Below are 19,401 nucleotides of genomic sequence, written 5' to 3'. Positions count from 1 at the left end.
GCAAACGCGGGGATTTCGTTGACTTACAACTCTGTCTTTTTGGTTAACGCTGCACTGTGTCTTTTTGGCCGGAACCGGCTAACCACGCGGGCAAAGTGTTGTAAATCTTTTGCAGCATTGGCTGCAGATAATTTAGCGTCAGCATAAGCCAGCTGATTGTAAAGGTCCGTAATCTGCCAAAGCGGGCCGGCGTAATCTGGCAAATCCTTTGCAGCACGCTGCGCAAACTGGCCAGGTGCTTCTCCTGGCCCACGTATAAGGTCGAGTCTGGCCAGGCGCTTGCAAAAAATACGGTAGTGCTTTCCCAGCGGGCTCACTGGAACTATATCGCGCTTAAAAAGCAACGAAATAGCCACAGGCAACAACACCAGAGCCCAGCTGCCGAGTAATACGATAGCAAACACTTTTGCCGTGGTTTCGCCCAAAAAACTGCGCAGCAGATCAAACTGTCGCTCATTGTCGAAACCCACCACCCAAGTCTGCCACTGATATGTCAGAGCGTCATAGCGTAAACGCAGCAGATTTAGCAGGGGTACACTGCGGTAGCGCAGGGGAGACAGAAGCACTGTGGATAAAAAGCTTCCCTCGGACTCCATGGCCTCCTCTAGCCCAAATTCGATTCGCTGCGGAGATACCGCCGCGGTAGGATCTACCCGCACCCAGCCGCGAGACGCAAGCCACACTTCAGCCCAGGCGTGAGCATCAAACTGATGCACAATCACCGTTTTGTTAATGGGGTTAATCTCGCCGCCCTGATATCCGGCCACCACCCGAGCCGGTACGCCCGCGGCACGCATCATAAAGACAAAAGCCGAGGCGTAATGCTCACAAAATCCGCGCATCGATTGAAACAGGAACGCATCGATTGAGTCTTGCTCAGGCAGTAACCCGGGGCGCAAGGTGTAGACATAGGGTTCGCGTCTGAACGTGTCGAGCACCAGACCCACAAAAGCCTCATCGCTGCTTGCCTTTGCCTTGAGATCCAATGACAGTTTTCGCGTTTTAGCATTTCCTGTTGGAGGCAATTGCGTTTCTGTCTTGCGTCGCCAATCGGACAGTACTTCGTCCACCGCGACATTCGCCCATGAATTCACCGTGTACATATATTCTGTTTCTACCGGGACGGGCGAAAACAAACGGAAGTCGGATGTCTGCATAACCCCTCGTGTATCGGAGCGAGCGTATTTCAGTCCGTATAGCCAGTTCTGCTGAGTGGGCTCCATAATGATGCTATAGCGTATAGGCTCGCCGTCACCAATGACTTCTTGAGGTCGACGTTGATTCGCGGGGAGGTCATAGAATTCAAGGGCTGACCACACCCCCTGCTCAATTCGACTGAACACTAGCCCTCGCCAATAGAGTGCTGATTTAGCTGGAATGTCACCATCAAACTTTACCCGAAAGGCCACATCGGCTGACTGACTGAGACTTGCCACATCGCCAGGCTTCATGAAATCACTCATGCCAGTCTTTGCGGTATGACTTTTTATTGGCACCGTCCACAGTGGACCGAAACGAGGAAACAGAAAGAATAATATAATCATCAGCGGCATCGCCTGTAATAACATAACGCTGGCAACGCGAATTGTGCCGAGTCTGAACTCCTGCTCTCCAGGTCGATGAATCGCAACCAGCGCAGTAGTCACCAGCGTTACCGAGACAAGCGCATACAATGTGACCGACAAATCCTGACTAAATAGAAACTCGGTGATACAAATAAAATATCCTAAAAACAGCAGGACATAGGCATCTTTGCGATGTGACAATTCCACTAATTTAAGCGCAAACGCGATCAGCAATAGAGCGACCGTAGGCTCTAGACCGATAAACGAACCATAGCTGGCATAGATTCCAACAAAGCCGCTGAGGATCATCGCCACTTTCACCGACCGACTGGGAAATGACCAGCGCCCCCGGTGGACCTGCAGCCTCCAGATAACAGCGACCACATAGAGGGCAAGAATCCATATCGGGAGGCGACCCGCGTGTGGTGCCAGCAACGCGAACAAACAGATGATAATCCATACCAGGGCATTGCGTGGCACCTGCTGTAAAATACTCACCGGCTTCGTTGCTCCTTGCCGTAAAGTGCAAGTTCCTTGAGGACGCGATCACGGTGTTTCTCACTCAGTGCAGGTTCAATCACTCCGGTTGGCAATCGCAACCCGTACTCCTGTCCGCGACGGTCAAACTCCAGCAGCCAATAACAGAGATGGGATAAGCGCTGCTCCGTGCCCAGTCCAGCAAACATGTCCCAGTCCAACCAGACGCTGCGATCTGCGTAAGCGGTGTACTGCTTTGTCAGTAAGCCCTGTTGCTTCGCGAGTCCCTTCCAGTGCACCTGACGCGGTGAGTCGCCCTTACGGTAGCCCCTGAAACCGTAGAAATCATCGCTACCGTCGACAAACACTGCAGCACCGTCAGGCGTATTCGTCGCCAGTCCAGGCAGGTCTGTCGATGCCAGAGGGCGGGGATAGACCAGAGCGTATAACTCCAGATCGATCAAGGTCCAGCAACGCAATAAGCCCAGCGGATAAGTCGACTCCAGTAACAAGCGCCCAGGACTGAACCAGCCACGCGAGCCCACGGCCATATGCAGCTGCACAATAACGCTGTCTTCATCGACGAGGTTTACCAGAGTCTCACTACTATTTGGCCATTTCAGATGGAGCGCAAAGTGATCGCGGCGCTTACTCCGTTTTATCATTAAATGAAATTCAGACTGTTGCCCGGGAAAAGCAGGCTCCGCGCGCAAGGCACGGATTGTCAGTCCAGATAGGTTGGCATAGGTATGCAGAATCGCAACAATAAATAGCGTAGCAAGCCAAAACGTCAGTGCGTAACTCAAATTGTTTTCGAAATTGATGGCAGCGAGCAGCATGACCAACAGACAACCGCCAAAGAAGAAACCGACCCGGCTGGGGAATATAAAAATGCGACGCTGGTCCAAGGTGACTTCGCGCGCAGGCGGAATACGTTGATCAATCCATCCGCGGAACCGAGCTTTAATCTGCGCACGGATACCCTTGCTGTGCCGTTCCGTGCCTAATGCGTCGTTCTCCACTGAGTCGTGCTCAGGGCCCAACAACATCCACATTGCGCTGCAATAGATCTACGAGCGCGTGACCGTCGCCAGCATAATCACCACTGGGTATCAGGCGATGTCCCGCCACGGCGGGCAAAACCAGTTGCACATCTTCTGGCACCACGTGTCCACGATTGTGCATCGCTGCCCACGTCTTGGCGCAGTCCAGTAACGCTAGCGCGCCACGCGGCGACAAACCGACCTCAAACTCCGCTGACTGGCGGGTATAAGCGACCAGCCGCTGCAGGTAATCCAACAAATTGTCGGAGGCGTGTACCTGACTCACTGCAACCCGAATCATTTCCAATTGATCCAAGTCTATACACTGGCGCGGATGCTTAATTTCTAAAGCCGCACTATGACGACGCTCAAGCATTTCACGTTCTGCGCGCGGCGGTGGATAGCCCAGCTCCAGTCGCATCAAGAAACGATCTAACTGAGATTCAGGAAGAGGATATGTTCCAGACTGATGAATTGGGTTTTGCGTGGCAATAACAAAAAAGGGTTGTGGCAAAGGGCGTGTCTCGCCCTCAACAGTGACCTGCCCTTCCGCCATTGCCTCGAGCAAGGCGCTCTGGGTACGCGGGGTAGTTCTGTTAATCTCATCTGCCAGCAACAACTGCGTAAAAATAGGCCCTGGGTGAAAGTTGAAGCTACCATTGTTAGCGTCGAAGACCGAGACACCCAGAATATCTGCTGGCAGCAGATCACTGGTAAACTGCACCCGCTTCCAGGATAGTCCCAGTACAGCAGCCAACGCATGAGACAGCGTTGTTTTACCCATCCCCGGTAAGTCTTCAATCAGCAAGTGTCCTCGGGCAAACAGGCAACACAAAGCCAGCCTGATTTGAGGCTCTTTGCCCAATAGGGTTCGTCCTATTTCTTCTACTGCGGAATCGATGATGCCCTGTATATGCATTATAAAGCCCCGAAAAGCCGCACTTTTTAGCGAATTCCGGCAAAACCCCGCTGCAAGTCTGCTCTTAGATCTTCCACGTTTTCCAGGCCTACAGCGATGCGGATGAGTCCGTCGCGAATACCCGCATCTTCTCTCTGTTCTGCACTGAGCCGCGCGTGGGTCGTCGTCGCCGGGTGAACAATCGTGGTCTTGGCGTCACCCAGGTTAGCCGTGAGGGACATTAGACGGGTGGCGTCAATAAACTGCCAGGCCTGTTCACGCCCACCTTTGACAAGGAATGATAATACCCCCCCGTATGCCGACTGCTGCTTGGCTGCCAACGCATGCCCTGGGTGATCCTTGAGTCCGGCGTAGTAAACCCTTTCCACCGCCGGCTGCTGTTGCAGCCATTCGGCGATCTCCAATGCCGACCGACTATGGGCCTCCATACGCAAGCGCAGTGTTTCCAAACCCTTAAGAAAAACCCAGGCGTTAAACGGACTCATGGTGGGACCTGCAGTGCGCAAAAACGTCACCACCTCATCCATATGCTGCTTGCGGCCAACTACGGCCCCACCCACACAGCGCCCTTGGCCATCCAGATATTTTGTTGCCGAGTGCATAACGATATCGGCTCCCAAGGTCAGGGGCAGCTGCAGCGCGGGGGTACAGAAGCAGTTATCTACCACTAGAAGACAGTCGTTTAAGTGCGCAAGTTTGGACAGACCGGCTAAATCAGCGACCTCACACAGTGGGTTTGACGGTGTCTCCAAAAAAAACATCACCGTATTAGGCCTCAAGGCACTGCGCCAGCCGTCAATATTGAGCAGCGGCACAAAAGTGACCTCTATGCCAAATTTGGCAAGGTATCTGCTAAACAGACTAATCGTCGTACCAAAGACATCACGGGAACACACCACGTGGTCTCCCGACTTGAGTAGGGCCATGCAAATGCTCAGTATTGCAGCCATGCCTGACGCCGTCGCTACGGCCGCTTCGGCACCTTCCAGTGCGGCAAGCCTTTGCTCAAATGCTCGCACCGTAGGGTTGGTATATCGAGAATAAACATTGCCCGGAGACTCACCGGAAAAACGCTCTGCAGCTTCCGCTGCACTAGAAAAGACGTAACTCGACGTCGCAAATATGGGCTCTGAATGCTCCCCTTCATGCGTGCGGCTAATACCACTGCGGATAGCCCGCGTATCATGATGCGCGTCGGCAAGCGGATCGAAATCTTCGTGATCACTCATCACTACACCCTACACATCGTTATGCAGACCGACCATACCGCCTTCTGCCTGTAATTCCACCCGCCTTTCATTCTGTGCATCATCGCTACGCAGAAACTCTTGTCGATCGAGGTAACTTTGATCGATATCCCCTGTAATATATTCGCCATTAAACACCGAACAGTCGAATCCGTCCACGTGAGGATTGCCATCATGGGAACAGCGAATGAGATCGTCAAGATCCTGATACACCAGCCAGTCTGCGCCGATTAACTCACAAACTTCTTCTACACTGCGGTTATGCGCTATCAACTCTGATGCCGAAGGCATATCGATACCATAGACATTGGGATAGCGCACCGGTGGCGCAGCCGACGCAAAGTAGACATTCGCGGCACCCGCATCTCTGGCCATCTCTATAATCTGGCGACAGGTAGTGCCACGCACAATTGAGTCATCCACCAGCATGACATTCTTGCCTGAAAACTCCAGCGGCACTGGGTTGAGCTTTTGCCGTACCGATTTTTTGCGCTCACTCTGACCCGGCATAATAAAAGTACGGCCAATATAGCGGTTTTTCATTAGTCCTTCGCGAAACTTTATATTCAATTCATAGGCCATGGATTGTGCGGCAATACGGCTGGTGTCAGGAATTGGGATAATGACGTCGATATGGAGGTCCGGGCGCAATCGTCTTACTTTTTTAGCGAGCGCTTCACCCTGGCGCATACGCGTCTTATAGACCGAAATGCCATCCATCAGTGAGTCGGGACGCGCGAAGTAAACATGCTCAAAAATGCAGGGGCGCAAAGTGGCATTAGGTGCACATTGACGTCGGTGCAGCTTACCTTCCTGATCTATAAATACCGCCTCACCGGGGCCGACATCATCCAAAAAGGTAAAGCCCACCACATCAAGGGCGACGCTCTCGGAGGCTATCATGTATTCTTCACCCGCATGCGTCTTGCGAGCACCGATCACTAACGGTCGAATGCCAAAGGGGTCGCGAAAACCAAATACCCCATAATTCACTAATAACCCTACTGCAGCGTAACCGCCACGACAGCGCCTATGCACCGATGCCACAGCGGTAAAAATATCATCTGCACTAGGGCTGAGCTTACCTAGGGTCTGTAGTTCATGCGCAAAAATATTCAGTAATACTTCTGAATCAGAATCAGTATTGAGGTGCCGCAGGTCATCCTGGAATAGCTCTTGGGCGAGTTGCTCCGAGTTGGTTAGGTTCCCATTGTGAGCAAGGGCAATGCCATACGGCGAGTTGACATAAAAGGGCTGTGCAAGCGCAGTACCCGAACTGCCCGCAGTGGGATAGCGCACATGGCCAATACCCATGGGGCCTCCCAGTCGCTGCATATGCTGCTGCCGAAAAACGTCCCGCACTAGCCCCTCGCCCTTACGCTGACTAAATTTTCCGCCAACACAGGTCACAATACCCGCAGCGTCCTGCCCACGGTGCTGTAGAACCGTCAAGGCATCGTAGATCTCCGGGGCGACATCCGACTTCGCAACTAAACCCACCAGGCCACACATTCAGTCTCTACCTCACTTGGAAAAAATTTAGCTCGAACGCTCCAGGACTTATCTGTTGCTCTACCTGGAAAACAAAGCTTGTACCCATTGCCCCAGCATGTCGACGTGCGGCATTAACTGGGACTCATCTAACCACAGCACATTCTGCGGTGGTGCTAACTGTCTGAGAACATAAACCACTACAAGCACAATAATAATACCGCGGGCGAAGCCAAAGACGGTACCCAGCAAGCGATCCAGTAGTGTCAGTCCTGTTACTTTTACAACCTGGGCGCTCAACTTACCCGCTATCCCTGCTACCATTAGCATGCCCGCAAACAACAGTGCGTAAGCAGCAACATAGCGCCCCGTAACATTGGCAATCCATTGCTGCAGAAACGCCGCCATTTCCCCAACAAACATATTGGCAATCACAAATGCCGCAATCCAACCTGCCAATGACACTGCTTCACGAACAAAGCCGCGCCACAAACTCAACAGAATGGAAAGACCCAGCACAGCGATAATTGCCCAGTCTACCGCAGTAAAATTAACCCAATCCACCATGGTGGATTACCCCGCCGTCCAATGTGTCACGGAATATACCGCGCGACGATCGAATTCACTTTGAACTGAGCATTAATACTCGCCTGAAGCGTTTCCAATTCAACTCTCTCAAACTTCGGACCGATACACACTCGATACAGTTTCTTGCCGTTGGAGCGCACGATGACGATGTAAGCCTTTTGGCTCATATCCAGCAATTGTTTGCGTAATGCCTCCGCCTTATCGGCACTACTTACAGTGACTACCTGAAGGGTCCAGGCCACGGGTATGCCGTCGCTGTCCATGACCAGTTGCTCAGGCGCGTTGGCGCGGGCTCCAATGGTATTAGAGTCGCTGGACTGGGGTACCGCCTCGGACGATATCGTTGAAGGTGTTGCCACTGCAAGAAGGGCAGTTTCAGCACGCTCACCCCCATCAGGATTATCGCCAAGCATTGCGAGGTCCGACAACGCTCTCGAGTCCCCTTGGCTCACAACTCCGATGGACGCGGCCGGCAGCGGCGCAATAGACTGTGGCTGTGACGCTGTTTTATCGTCAGGCTGCAAAAAAATGATGGGCCAAAAAACAACACCCAGTGCCACCAAAATAAGTGCACCAACCAAGCGTTGCTTGAGGATATCGTTCACTTACAGCGCCTCATACTTACTGTGATCCTTGTCTAGCAGCGGCAGGATTGCGGCCAGTGTGTAAAACGAACCAAACACCACTAGCCTGTCGCCTTCTCCTGCGACACTTTGTGCACGCCGGAAAGCCTGCCGCAAATTCTTGCTGATACTGACCATGGTCTGCCCTCTGTCATCGAGCAATGCGGCAATCTCTGTTGCGCCAGCAGCCCGTGTATTACCCGGCTGATCACCCAGAAACCAGGCATCAAAGTGCCCAGCTGTCGCCTCTATAATACTTGATATGTCTTTATCTGCCATAACAGAAAAAATACATATTCTCTTGCCATTACAAGGTCTTGCATTCAAAAACTCAAGCAACTTAGACACTGAAGCCGGATTGTGAGCCACGTCCAGTACGTAGTCTCGTCCCGCCACACGCCGCACCTCGCGACGCCCCACCGCACTCACCTTAGCCAGCGCAGCGGCTAAACAACCATCACTGAACTCAATGCCCAGCAACAACGTAGCCTGCACTGCTGCCCCAATATTCTCGGGCAACAAGGCTCCATTTGTAAGCGCCGACAACGTCCTTGAACGACCGTCTGGCATCTGTAGTTGAGCTTGCCACTGTCCGTCCACCGCGGCTACCGAAAACTCTCGCCCCAGATACAGAGCCGGGCTGGCGGCAACACTCTCAACACAATCTAACAATTCAGGAGGAGGATTAGAATCCGCAATAACGGCGGGGCGACCGCTGCGCAGTATACCAGCCTTCTCGCGTGAAATTTCGCCTCGCGACTCTCCTAACCACCCCTGATGATCGAGATCGATACTGGTGATAACCGCCACTGACGCATCGACTATATTCACCGCATCCAGCCGCCCACCCAAACCGACTTCCAGAATAACAAAATCCGGCTCGCTGGCCTCAAAAATAAGCAGTGCAGCCAATGCGGCAAACTCAAAGTAGGTAAGAGACACTGACCCTCGAGCTTGGTCGATGAGCCCAAAAGCATGAACGATTTCCGCATCCGAGGCATCGACACCAGCAACTCGAATCCTCTCATTAAAGCGCAGCAAGTGGGGCGACGTAAAAATACCGACGCGATATCCGGCCTCACTTATCAGTGCCTCCAATACCGCTATGGTGGACCCCTTTCCATTCGTTCCGGCAACCGTAACGACAGGGTATTTTAGTGGTAATAACTGCAATGCATAAGCGACTGTCGAAACCCGCTCCAGACCAAGATCTACTTCCTTGGGATGAACTGTCTCCAGACGCTGCAGCCACTGTGTCAGAGACGCTTTATTCATCCTCCTCCGCCGGGATAGCCGCAGGCGCTTCTTCGCTATCCTGAGGCTCATCCAATTCTTCTTCTACTACGATGGTCAGCGGACGCCCAGTCAACTTGGATAATAATCTCGCAATGGTATCGCGCATATCAGTGCGGTGCACAATCATATCGATCGCACCATGCTCGAGCAGGAACTCACTGCGCTGGAATCCCTTCGGAAGTTTTTGTCGAATGGTTTGTTCGATGATATTGGGCCCTGCAAACCCTGCGCGGGCATCTGGCTCGGCAATATTGATATCACCCAGCAAGGCCAATGATGCAGAAACCCCACCATAGATCGGGTCTGTCATCACAGAGACATAAGGCACACCAGCCAGCTTCATTCTCTCGATAACAGCACTAGTCTTGGCCATCTGCATCAGGGAAATCAAAGCTTCCTGCATGCGCGCACCGCCGGAAGCCGAAAAACAGACAAGAGGAATCTTATCTTCCAACGACATATGAGCGGCGCGGGTAAACTTCTCACCTACTGCATATCCCATGGATCCGCCGTGAAACTCGAATTCAAAAGCGACGGCGATCACAGGTAAACCCTGCAGCGTACCGCGCATCGCCACCAGCGCGTCCTTCTCGCCCGTCGCTTTTTGCGCTGATATCAATCGATCCTTATAGCGTTTCTTGTCTTTGAATTTCAGCCGATCTTCAGACACAATTTCAGACAGGATTTCCTCACTTGTACCGGCATCAAAAAAGCGACTCAGACGCCAGCGAGCGCCGATGCGCATGTGATGATCGCACTTGGGGCAAACGTCCTCGTTGCGCTCTACGTCGGGAAGATATAGCACTGCCTCACATTTGACACATTTTTTCCAGAGGCCCTCAGGCACGCTACTAGACGTCTTGTCGCCAACAGAACTGCGCACACCAGAAGGTAGAATTTTATCTATCCAGCTCATCGTGTTCCCCGCCATTGTATAGAAAGGACCATTATAAGCGCGGAGCGGCTCAACTAGGAAGCCGCGTTGTCAATCCCTTTGCGTATTTCGCCCAACAGGGCAGCAACAGCCTCTATGGCCTGCCCAGGATTACCGCCATCAGCGAGCGTCTGAGCCATGGCGTTGACGAGCGCACTACCGACAACAACGCCGTCCGCTACCGCCGCTACCGTCCTGGCAGAATCAGCGTCCTTGATACCAAAACCCACCGCCAGAGGCAATGTACTGTGTCTTCGAATTGCTGCAAGTCTCTGCGCGACTTCATCCGAGTCCAGATGACCCGCGCCTGTGACTCCTTTTAACGACACATAATAGATAAAACCACTCGCTCCGGCTGCAATGCGTGTGATCCGCTCTTCAGGCGTCGTGGGTGCAACCAGGAATATATTGTCGATGCCCACACGCTGAAGCTGGGCGTTAATGTCGTCAACCTCCTCGGGCGGAATATCCACTGTCAGTAATGCATCGAGGCCCGCCGCTGACGCGGCATCGGCGAACGCCGCATAGCCCATATGCATGACCGGGTTGGCATAGCCCATCAGCAGCAGCGGCGTAGTGTCATCAGACTTGCGAAACTCCTGCACCAGCTCCAGCACACGGCTTAGACACATGCCATTTGCGAGGGCGCGCTCGTGCCCCTGCTGAATCACCGGCCCTTCGGACATAGGATCAGAAAAAGGCACCCCAATTTCAATAATATCCGCGCCACTTTCCACCATCCGATGCATGAGCGGCACGGTGATATCTTGACTGGGGTCACCAGCGACAATATAAGGAATAAGGGCGGTTCGACCCTGCGCTGCCAACTGCTGAAAACGTCCCGCGATACGACTCACTACTTTTACTCCAATAAGGGCCGGCTAGACAACGATGCCATCAATTTCAGCTACCGTCAGGATATCCTTGTCGCCACGTCCCGACAGATTGACAATAATGGTCTGCTCCGGCGTCATACTGGCGGCCAATGTCTCTGCATAAGCGAGTGCATGACTCGTTTCAAGAGCGGGCATAATGCCCTCTATCTTGGTCAGCTTGTGGAATGCGCGTAGGGCTTCATCATCATTCGCTACCACATAGTTCACCCTGCCTATATCTTTTAACCAAGAGTGTTCCGGACCGACACCGGGATAGTCGAGTCCAGCCGATATTGAATGTGTGTCCATAATCTGACCGTCACTGTCTTGCATTAAATAGGTCCGATTACCGTGCAGCACTCCTGGAGTGCCCGCAGTAAGAGGCGCGGCATGCTGATTTGTGGCAATACCGTGCCCACCCGCTTCCACGCCATACATAGCCACCGTCTCATCTTGCAAGAACGGGTGGAACAGCCCAATCGCATTAGAGCCTCCCCCGACGCAGGCCACCAGCGCATCCGGCAAACGTCCGGTTTGCGCCAGGGATTGAGCGCGCGCTTCGCGCCCAATGACACACTGAAAATCTCTCACCAGCATCGGATAAGGGTGGGGACCGGCAACCGTGCCAATAATGTAGAAGGTGTTATCGACATTGGTGACCCAATCACGCATGGCCTCGTTCATGGCATCCTTCAACGTTCGAGAGCCCGACGTCACTGAAACGACCTCAGCACCCAGCAGCTTCATACGATAGACATTTAGCGCCTGACGCTGAATGTCGGTCTCCCCCATAAACACCACGCAATCCAAACCCAAGCGCGCCGCAATAGTCGCTGTTGCAACGCCATGTTGGCCAGCGCCGGTCTCAGCAATCACACGCTTTTTGCCCATATGCTTAGCCAACAAGGCCTGCCCAACGGTGTTATTCACCTTGTGGGCCCCGGTGTGATTAAGGTCCTCGCGCTTAAGGTAGATGCGTGCTCCGCCAATACTGTCGGACCAACGCCTAGCCTCATACAATGGTGAAGGCCGCCCCACATAGTGTTGCAGATCGTGATCCAATTCCTGCTGGAACTGTTTATCGGTGGACATGTTACGGTATACAACCTCCAACTCGGCCAGAGCCGCCATCAAGGTTTCAGAAACAAATTTGCCACCGTAGGGTCCAAAACGCCCTTGTTCATCCGGGACTGCAACGTACAGATCCTCACTCGCATTAATCGTCATTGGGTATCGCTTCCATCTGTTGATCCGCGGCACGAACAGCCGCGATAAATTGCCGTATCTTCTTCGCATCTTTTAGACCCGGAGAAACTTCTACACCCCCACTGACGTCCACTGCCGCAGGATGAAGCGCCCTCATACCATCACCCACGTTGTCGTGGGTCAGCCCTCCCGCCAACACTACAGGCACACAAAGAGCCTGTGTGGCGAGCCGCCAGTCAAACGTCTTACCGGTACCTCCAGGCACATCAGCTTGCCAGCTATCCAGCAGCACTCCGCGTGCTTTACTGAACCGTTGGCACTCCTCCACGACATCGAGACCGGGCTTCACCCGCAATGCTTTGATCCAGGGTCTACCAAACTGCTGGCAAAATTCTGGCGACTCATCGCCGTGAAACTGAATAACATCAATGGGTAAGGTGCTAATAATACGCTCAATACTGCCAATTGGTTCATCGACAAATAAAGCGACCACACTCACAAAAGGGGGCACGGCAGCCACAATATCGGCAGCCTGATCTACGGTGACGGCTCGAGAGCTGCGAGGGTAAAAAACCAGCCCAATCGCATCAGCACCACTCGCTGCAGAAGCTTGGGCATCCTGCGCTCGGGTAACACCACAAATTTTGATACGAGTAGCGGACATATCGCCTAAGAACCTACTGAAACGAGACGCGCATAATAGCAGATTACGCCCATTGGTGTCTTTACAGGACAGGCTAAGTTTACAGTTTTGTCCCAATTAACAGGGGTCCATAAGGTGTTTGCGGCAAGGTGTAATGACAAGGGTATTGAACATCCGCCAGATACAGTCCACTCGCCGAAGCAGTCTCCACTCCAAGACTGCGATCTCGCCCTGCCATAAGCTGAACGATCCACTCTAAAGATTTACGACCATCACCCACAGCCAGTAATGCGCCCGCTATATTTCTTACCATATGGTGCAAAAACGCATTGGCCACTATTTCAATGATCAGCAGATCACCGCGCCTTTGGACCTCGATAAACTGCACATTGCGCATCGGGCTCGTAGACTGACAGGAGGCGGCCCGAAAGGCACTGAAATCACGCTCACCCAACAGCGTCTGCGCGGCCGTATGCATCGCCAGCTGGTCAAGTTCACGACGGTGCCAGGTGACCTGTTTCAGTGACAGGGCTGAGCGGATCGCCGTATTGGCAATCACATAGCGATAACAGCGGGATTCTGCGGAAAACCGTGCATGGAAGTCCTCTGTGACCGGAACAGCCCAGTGGATACGAATGTCACGCGGCAAGTTTGCGTTGCCGCCGACCACCCAAGCCTTGCAACTGCGCGGCACAGGAGCATCAAAATGAATGACCTGAGAAAATGCATGAACACCCGTATCCGTGCGTCCGGCACAATGAACCCGCACCGGCTCTGCTGCAATTTTTGACAGTGCGAACTCGAGTTTTTCCTGCACCGTGACTACGCCTTCATGAGGCTGCAACTGCCAGCCATTATAGCCACTACCATCGTATTCGATACGACAAGCCATTCGAGTGTCGGCGGCAATGAGGTCAGTAGAAAACAGACTATCCGCCAATGCGGTCTAGTAAAGCGCTAGCCTCGGCTTTGAGATCGTCAGTACCTTCAGCGACGACCTCTTTTAAAATCTGACGCGCAGCCTCGTCATCACCCATATCTATGTAGGCGCGGGCGAGGTCGAGTTTAGCCGACAGTCCGTAGCCATCGGCCGCAATGACTAACTCTTCGCTGTCCAAGCCTGTAGCATTTGGACTTGAAAAATCAATAGAAAAATCTACGTCAGCCTCTCCGTCACGGAGCAGGTCCTGCTCTTCTATCTGCAGCTCAGAGCTCGTCGCACCATGGACTTGCCCCTCAATCTCCGACAGCTTACGCCTATATAACGGGTTGTCAGGTTCACTGGCAATGGCGTTATTAAGCAGATCAATTGCTTGAGAGTGACGTCCGTATACGACATAAATGTCGACGTCTGCCAGCACATTGGCTGCCTCTGAGTGAGAAGCAGGCTCATCATCATGACGCTCTCTAGTACCAAGATCGTCGACGGAAACAGCGACTGGACTAACAGCTTCTTCGTCTTCCGACTCCTCAATATTAAGACCCTGCTCTTCTAACAGCACCTGTGAAAACACATCTTCACCGGCCTTTAAACCCGGTGCGCGCGAGATTGCCTCATCATCTACCTTACGTCGGCGCACAAAAACAAATGCCACCACTGCCAGAGCAACAACACCCAGTAAGTACAAGAGGTCTTTCAGCCAGCCGCCACTCGCTGTGGTTTCTGGGGCGATAACAGGAACCGCTTTGGGAACGTTAACAGGCACTTTGTCCTGCGACGACTCTGCATCGGGCTCAACCCCCTCGACACTTCCTTTAGACGAGTCACGCGGAGCATCAACATCCGTCGTAATCATGGCCTTCAGTGGCTCTTCGCCATCGAGTAATATTTCACTTGAAGCATCTTCACCCAAAGGCTCTGCGTCTGCATCTACAGCAGCGACAACGCCAGCTGCTACAAGAGCACTTTGAAGCGCAGCTATCTGGTCATCCTTAAGACTGATGATACGCTGCAGCGTCTCCAATTGTTGCTCAGCGACCAAAAGACGCTCTTGCATCTCGTCGGCCAGTGAGGACGGCGCCGCTGCGTCGTTCGAGTTCGCTTTCACAGGTAATGACTCCGGAGCCGCCTTAGCCCCGACAGATCCGGTAGCTGTGTCGTTGATGTCGACCGTTTCAGCCGTCACGTCATCTTTAGTCTCCGTCGAAATCGTTAATGAAGGCCCGCTGGCTGACGTTAGCGTTGCATCTCTTCCCTCACGCCAAGCAGTGTTCTGCTCCCGCACTTCAGCCAATGCCAAACCCGCATCTGCCGAGCTAATGTCGGACGCGCTGGGGAGGTAGACGATGTATCCCGCTTTAACCGTATTGATGTTGCCGTTCACAAAGGCATCAGGATTTAGACGCTGGATGTCCAGCATCGTCTGCTGTACCGAGGCCCCTTGCGGTCTTGCCAGGCTAGCGATGCGCCAGAGCGTATCCTCTCGACCAATCATGTAGCGACTACCCGGCACTGGCGATAAGACGGTTGCCGAAGTGTAGTCACGCTGAGGCATAGCGTCTGGAGCAAGGTCGGTGCTGCGAATCTCTACCGAGGTCCCGCTGGAGATGACCTCATCGTTTTTTTTTGTCGGTGCTGGAATGGCTTCTATCTCATTCACGCGCTGGCCAGCAGAAACGGCCACGGTTTCGACCTCAGAAAAAAACGGCGGGTCTATCAGTACAGTGTATTCTCGAAGCAGGCGGCCTGAAGGCCAGCGCGCCTCTAAGATAAACTCCAAATAAGGCTCAAGAACAGGCTCGTCTGAGGACAGAATGATGCTGGCGGCACCATTCTCTTGGGCGGATACTTCAAACTTGATACTGCTCAGAAAGTAGGGCCGGTCCAACCCGAATTTATCAAAATCATCACGGCTGGCCAGTCGAATGATGATTTCGTCTGCGTGCAATCCACCCATATCGAGCAAGTCGACAGAGGCATTCAAAGGTTCATTGAGAAAAGACTGAAGTTGCAGCGCCCCAAGGCCAAGTGACAGCGCAGAGGTCGCTTGGAGACCTCCCAGCAAGAACATCACAGCAGCTAACTTACGAGCCATACCAGCGCCTTATGATTATCCCGCGAATTTAAAGCCGAATTGTCTGTCGCCGACCACGGGTTCTGAGTGCCTGTGCCGCCGCGCCAGAAACATCCGGACTCTGCACCTGCGGGCAATCGCATTTGGAACGCCCACAAATGCTAACAGAAACTGAAATTACACCTAAAGTATCAGTGAATTACCGACATTAATCAAGATAGATTGATATCAAGCTCTCGGCAATTTGTACACTATTTAGGGCTGCGCCCTTTCGAACATTGTCGGCCACTATCCACATGTCCAACCCCTTTGGATGAGAGATATCCTCTCGAATCCTGCTCACGAATACACCGTCCGTCCCTGCGGACTCTGTCACCGCTGTTGGATAGCTGCCGTCGACTCGATCATCCATCACGATGATCCCGGGCGCCTTTTCGAGTAGCAATCTGGCCTGCTGCGCAGTGATCTTGTCCACAGTCTCAATATGCACCGCTTCAGAGTGACCAAAGAACACCGGCACCCTGACACAGGTAGGGTTGACCTGTATCGCGGAATCATCAAATATTCTGCGGGTCTCCCACACCATCTTCATTTCCTCACGGGTGTAGCCATTCTCCTGGAACGTATCGATCTGTGGCAGCACATTGAACGCTATCTGTTTGGGATAGACCTCACGCACAACCTCCTGCCCATTGAGGAGACTGGCCGTCTGACCCGCCAACTCTTCAATCGCTTCCTTGCCAGTACCGGAAACAGCCTGATAGGTCGCTACATTGATGCGTTCAATTCCGACCGCATCGTAGATCGGCTTTAGGGCCACCAACATCTGTATGGTCGAGCAATTGGGGTTGGCGATAATATTGCGAGCGCTATAACCGGCCAGCGCTTCAATATTGACCTCAGGGACAATCAGAGGCACGTCTTCGTCGCGGCGAAACTGCGAGGTATTATCGATCACCACACAGCCCGCTGCAGCAGCGATCGGAGCAAATTTCTCGGAAATACTGGCGCCGGCAGAAAACAATCCAATCTGCACTTGGCTAAAATCGAACTCCGCCAAGTCGGTCACCCTGACCGACTTACCGTGAAACATAATACTTTTTCCTGCAGACCGCGCACTGGCAAGAAGATAGAGCTTTCGCACCGGAAAATTCCGCTCTTCCAGGATGCTAATCATGGCCTCGCCGACAGCCCCGGTAGCCCCAACGACGGCAACATCATACTCACGATTCATTGTCAGTCTCCCCGTAGATACTTTTCGAGCTTTTCATTACAACCCGTTACTTAATAACGTCGAACAGCCAAGGCGATTTTTCACGCCAGCCCTGTTCATAAGATCGAATAGCATCGGCACTCTTGAGGGTCAACGCGATATCATCTAGACCGTTAAACAGACAATGCTTGCGAAACTCATCCACTTGAAAATTGACTGTCTCCCCAAGAGAGGTTTTTATCGTCTGAGTCGCCAGATCTACTGTCATTGAATAGCCTTCGTTCGCATACATCTCTGCAAACAACCCGTCGACCACATTAGCATCCAGCTCAATGGGCAATATCCCATTCTTAAAACAGTTGTTGAAAAAAATATCGGCAAAGCTAGGCGCAATGATGCAATGAAACCCAAAGTCCTCAAGGGCCCAGGGAGCGTGTTCCCTACTTGAACCGCAGCCAAAATTTTCTCTGGCGAGCAACACCGCCGCATCCTTGTAACGCGCCTGGTTCAAAGCAAAATCGACGTTAATTGGGCGATTCGTGCAGTCCTGACCGGGCTCGCCCTGGTCCAGATAACGCACCTCGTCAAACAGATAAGGCCCAAAACCACTGCGCTTGATAGACTTAAGGAACTGCTTCGGAATGATCAAATCCGTATCCACGTTAGCGCGATCCATAGGGGCGACTATGCCCTGCAAAACAGTAAAACTTTTCATAATGCTAAACTCCTACCAATTGCGAACATCGACAAAGTGTCCGGCCACCGCAGCAGCGGCCGCCATTGCGGGACTCACCAGATGGGTGCGGCCACCGAAACCCTGGCGGCCCTCAAAGTTTCGATTGGACGTGGAAGCACAGTGCTCTCCCACGCCAAGCTTATCCGAGTTCATTGCAAGGCACATCGAACATCCAGGCTCACGCCACTCCATTCCCGCCGCGATAAAAATCTTGTCCAGTCCCTCCTCCTCCGCTTGCTGCTTGATCTGGCCTGAACCCGGCACGACCAACGCCCGCTTGACAGTGGGAGCGACGTGCTTACCCTGAATCACCGTCGCAGCGGCACGCAGATCCTCTATCCGTGAGTTAGTACAAGAACCGATAAAAACCGTATCGAGTTGAATGTCGGTAATCGCCATGCCCGGCGTGAGACCCATGTATTGGAGGGCACGCTCAGTTGCTTCACGCTCACCGGCATGGTCCATCGTTGCCGGATCCGGAATAATCCCGCTCACCGGTAACACCATCTCCGGAGACGTTCCCCAAGTGACCTGCGGCACAATATCTTCACCGCGCAATTCCACCACACGATCAAAATGGGCGTCATCGTCACTGTGCAGCTCACGCCACGCATCAACCGCTCGGTCCCACTGCTCACCGGTTGGCGCATAGGGCCTCCCCTTCACATATTCGATCGTTATGTCGTCTACTCCGATTAATCCGACCCGGGCACCCGCTTCGATGGCCATATTACAAATGGTCATTCGCCCTTCCATACTGAGCGCTCGCACCACTTCACCACCAAATTCGATAGCGTGATGGGTTCCGCCGGCCGTACCGATTTCACCGATGATCGCCAGTACAACATCTTTCGCGGTGACCCCGGCCTGTAACGTCCCATCCACACGCACCAGCATATTTTTCATTCTTTGCTGCAGCAGACACTGGGTGGCCATTACGTGCTCCACCTCAGACGTACCAATCCCTTGCGCGAGAGCACCCAACGCACCATGAGTGGATGTATGAGAATCCCCACAAACAATGGTCATTCCTGGCAGCGTTACGCCCTGCTCCGGCCCTACCACGTGCACGATACCCTGGCGCACATCGTTAACTTGGAATTCAAGAATGTCAAAATCGCGACAGTTATCGTCCAGTGTTTGAACCTGCAGCCTAGAAATGGGGTCTATAATCCCGGCAACACCACCGCTGCGTTCATGCAGCTCCGTGGGTACGTTATGGTCGGGAACAGCGAAGTTCGCATCAACACGCCAAGGCTGACGGCCCGCAATACGCAGGCCTTCGAACGCCTGCGGCGAAGTCACCTCATGGATTAGCTGTCGATCGATATAAATCAGACCGCAATCGTTATCGCGCTCCTCCACTAGATGGCTATGCCATAATTTATCGTAAAGCGTTTGTCCACTCATAGGAAATCTCCATACACCGGTTAGCAAAGCTGGATGTGCGATATTGGAATTATGTACTTGATTTTTAGATAACTCAAATTTATTATTTTCATAATATTGATTCCAAAGAGGAATATCTGTC

At 52.9% G+C, this 19,401-nt stretch carries 17 protein-coding genes; all 17 read right to left on the bottom strand.

The genetic code is table 11. The features are described from left to right. Positions 1-23: 23 nt before the first annotated feature. Positions 24-2,063, bottom strand: a complete 2,040-nt coding sequence (locus ABXT62_RS07360) for a transglutaminase TgpA family protein (RefSeq protein ID WP_415357956.1) — start codon at positions 2,061-2,063, stop codon at positions 24-26. Further along, positions 2,060-3,091 carry a DUF58 domain-containing protein gene (locus tag ABXT62_RS07355; protein WP_415357955.1) on the bottom strand — a complete coding sequence of 344 codons (1,032 nt, stop codon included), beginning with the start codon at positions 3,089-3,091 and terminating at the stop codon, positions 2,060-2,062. The genes ABXT62_RS07360 and ABXT62_RS07355 overlap by 4 nt, the downstream gene beginning before the upstream one ends. Next, a complete protein-coding gene (locus tag ABXT62_RS07350) occupies positions 3,075-4,004 on the bottom strand; it encodes an AAA family ATPase (protein WP_415357954.1) in 930 nt (309 codons plus the stop codon). The genes ABXT62_RS07355 and ABXT62_RS07350 overlap by 17 nt, the downstream gene beginning before the upstream one ends. A 26-nt stretch (positions 4,005-4,030) precedes the next feature. After that, entirely contained in the window at positions 4,031-5,233 is a 1,203-nt protein-coding gene (locus tag ABXT62_RS07345; protein WP_415357953.1) for an O-succinylhomoserine sulfhydrylase, read from the bottom strand. Between the two features lie 9 nt (positions 5,234-5,242). Next, a complete protein-coding gene (gene purF, locus ABXT62_RS07340; protein ID WP_415357952.1) occupies positions 5,243-6,763 on the bottom strand; it encodes an amidophosphoribosyltransferase in 1,521 nt (506 codons plus the stop codon). 60 nt (positions 6,764-6,823) lie between these two features. After that, positions 6,824-7,309, bottom strand: a complete 486-nt coding sequence (locus ABXT62_RS07335) for a CvpA family protein (protein WP_415357951.1) — start codon at positions 7,307-7,309, stop codon at positions 6,824-6,826. 26 nt (positions 7,310-7,335) lie between these two features. Then, the gene (locus tag ABXT62_RS07330) at positions 7,336-7,935 is read right to left on the bottom strand and encodes an SPOR domain-containing protein (RefSeq protein ID WP_415357950.1); all 600 of its coding nucleotides are present in this window, start codon (positions 7,933-7,935) and stop codon (positions 7,336-7,338) included. Beyond that, the gene (locus ABXT62_RS07325) at positions 7,936-9,228 is read right to left on the bottom strand and encodes a bifunctional folylpolyglutamate synthase/dihydrofolate synthase (RefSeq protein ID WP_415357949.1); all 1,293 of its coding nucleotides are present in this window, start codon (positions 9,226-9,228) and stop codon (positions 7,936-7,938) included. Further along, positions 9,221-10,165 (bottom strand): acetyl-CoA carboxylase, carboxyltransferase subunit beta, encoded by a 945-nt coding sequence (gene accD, locus ABXT62_RS07320; protein ID WP_415357948.1) that lies wholly within the window; start codon positions 10,163-10,165, stop codon positions 9,221-9,223. Before accD ends, ABXT62_RS07325 begins: the two co-directional genes overlap by 8 nt. A 53-nt stretch (positions 10,166-10,218) precedes the next feature. Then, a complete protein-coding gene (gene trpA / locus ABXT62_RS07315; protein ID WP_415357947.1) occupies positions 10,219-11,040 on the bottom strand; it encodes a tryptophan synthase subunit alpha in 822 nt (273 codons plus the stop codon). Between the two features lie 24 nt (positions 11,041-11,064). Next, positions 11,065-12,285: a tryptophan synthase subunit beta gene (gene trpB / locus ABXT62_RS07310; protein ID WP_415357946.1), complete on the bottom strand. Its 1,221-nt coding sequence runs from the start codon at positions 12,283-12,285 to the stop codon at positions 11,065-11,067. Continuing rightward, positions 12,275-12,928, bottom strand: a complete 654-nt coding sequence (locus ABXT62_RS07305; RefSeq protein ID WP_415357945.1) for a phosphoribosylanthranilate isomerase — start codon at positions 12,926-12,928, stop codon at positions 12,275-12,277. Before ABXT62_RS07305 ends, trpB begins: the two co-directional genes overlap by 11 nt. Before the next feature lie 79 nt (positions 12,929-13,007). Further along, on the bottom strand, positions 13,008-13,847 hold the full coding sequence (gene truA, locus ABXT62_RS07300) for a tRNA pseudouridine(38-40) synthase TruA (RefSeq protein WP_415357944.1): 840 nt from the start codon (positions 13,845-13,847) through the stop codon (positions 13,008-13,010). Further along, a complete protein-coding gene (locus tag ABXT62_RS07295; RefSeq protein WP_415357943.1) occupies positions 13,837-15,942 on the bottom strand; it encodes a FimV family protein in 2,106 nt (701 codons plus the stop codon). Before ABXT62_RS07295 ends, truA begins: the two co-directional genes overlap by 11 nt. Before the next feature lie 187 nt (positions 15,943-16,129). Further along, positions 16,130-17,155, bottom strand: coding sequence for an aspartate-semialdehyde dehydrogenase (locus tag ABXT62_RS07290; RefSeq protein WP_415357942.1), 1,026 nt, complete (start codon positions 17,153-17,155; stop codon positions 16,130-16,132). A gap of 46 nt (positions 17,156-17,201) precedes the next feature. Next, positions 17,202-17,849, bottom strand: coding sequence for a 3-isopropylmalate dehydratase small subunit (leuD, locus tag ABXT62_RS07285; RefSeq protein WP_415357941.1), 648 nt, complete (start codon positions 17,847-17,849; stop codon positions 17,202-17,204). A gap of 12 nt (positions 17,850-17,861) precedes the next feature. Further along, positions 17,862-19,280, bottom strand: a complete 1,419-nt coding sequence (gene leuC / locus ABXT62_RS07280; protein WP_415357940.1) for a 3-isopropylmalate dehydratase large subunit — start codon at positions 19,278-19,280, stop codon at positions 17,862-17,864. Positions 19,281-19,401: the final 121 nt, after the last annotated feature.

Source organism: Halioglobus sp. Uisw_031 (assembly GCF_047729875.1).
Lineage (GTDB): Bacteria > Pseudomonadota > Gammaproteobacteria > Pseudomonadales > Halieaceae > Marimicrobium.
The sequence above is the reverse complement of the archived record's forward strand: the minus strand, read 5'-3'. Positions and strand labels throughout refer to the sequence as shown.

Coding starts and splice junctions, on each gene's coding strand:
- ABXT62_RS07355 (WP_415357955.1), bottom strand. CDS start 3,091: ATGTTGTTGGGCCCTGAGCACGACTCAGTGGAGAACGACGCATTAGGC.
- ABXT62_RS07350 (WP_415357954.1), bottom strand. CDS start 4,004: ATGCATATACAGGGCATCATCGATTCCGCAGTAGAAGAAATAGGACGA.
- ABXT62_RS07345 (WP_415357953.1), bottom strand. CDS start 5,233: ATGAGTGATCACGAAGATTTCGATCCGCTTGCCGACGCGCATCATGAT.
- purF (WP_415357952.1), bottom strand. CDS start 6,763: ATGTGTGGCCTGGTGGGTTTAGTTGCGAAGTCGGATGTCGCCCCGGAG.
- ABXT62_RS07335 (WP_415357951.1), bottom strand. CDS start 7,309: ATGGTGGATTGGGTTAATTTTACTGCGGTAGACTGGGCAATTATCGCT.
- ABXT62_RS07325 (WP_415357949.1), bottom strand. CDS start 9,228: ATGAATAAAGCGTCTCTGACACAGTGGCTGCAGCGTCTGGAGACAGTT.
- accD (WP_415357948.1), bottom strand. CDS start 10,165: ATGAGCTGGATAGATAAAATTCTACCTTCTGGTGTGCGCAGTTCTGTT.
- trpB (WP_415357946.1), bottom strand. CDS start 12,285: ATGACGATTAATGCGAGTGAGGATCTGTACGTTGCAGTCCCGGATGAA.
- ABXT62_RS07305 (WP_415357945.1), bottom strand. CDS start 12,928: ATGTCCGCTACTCGTATCAAAATTTGTGGTGTTACCCGAGCGCAGGAT.
- ABXT62_RS07295 (WP_415357943.1), bottom strand. CDS start 15,942: ATGGCTCGTAAGTTAGCTGCTGTGATGTTCTTGCTGGGAGGTCTCCAA.
- ABXT62_RS07290 (WP_415357942.1), bottom strand. CDS start 17,155: ATGAATCGTGAGTATGATGTTGCCGTCGTTGGGGCTACCGGGGCTGTC.
- leuD (WP_415357941.1), bottom strand. CDS start 17,849: ATGAAAAGTTTTACTGTTTTGCAGGGCATAGTCGCCCCTATGGATCGC.
- leuC (WP_415357940.1), bottom strand. CDS start 19,280: ATGAGTGGACAAACGCTTTACGATAAATTATGGCATAGCCATCTAGTG.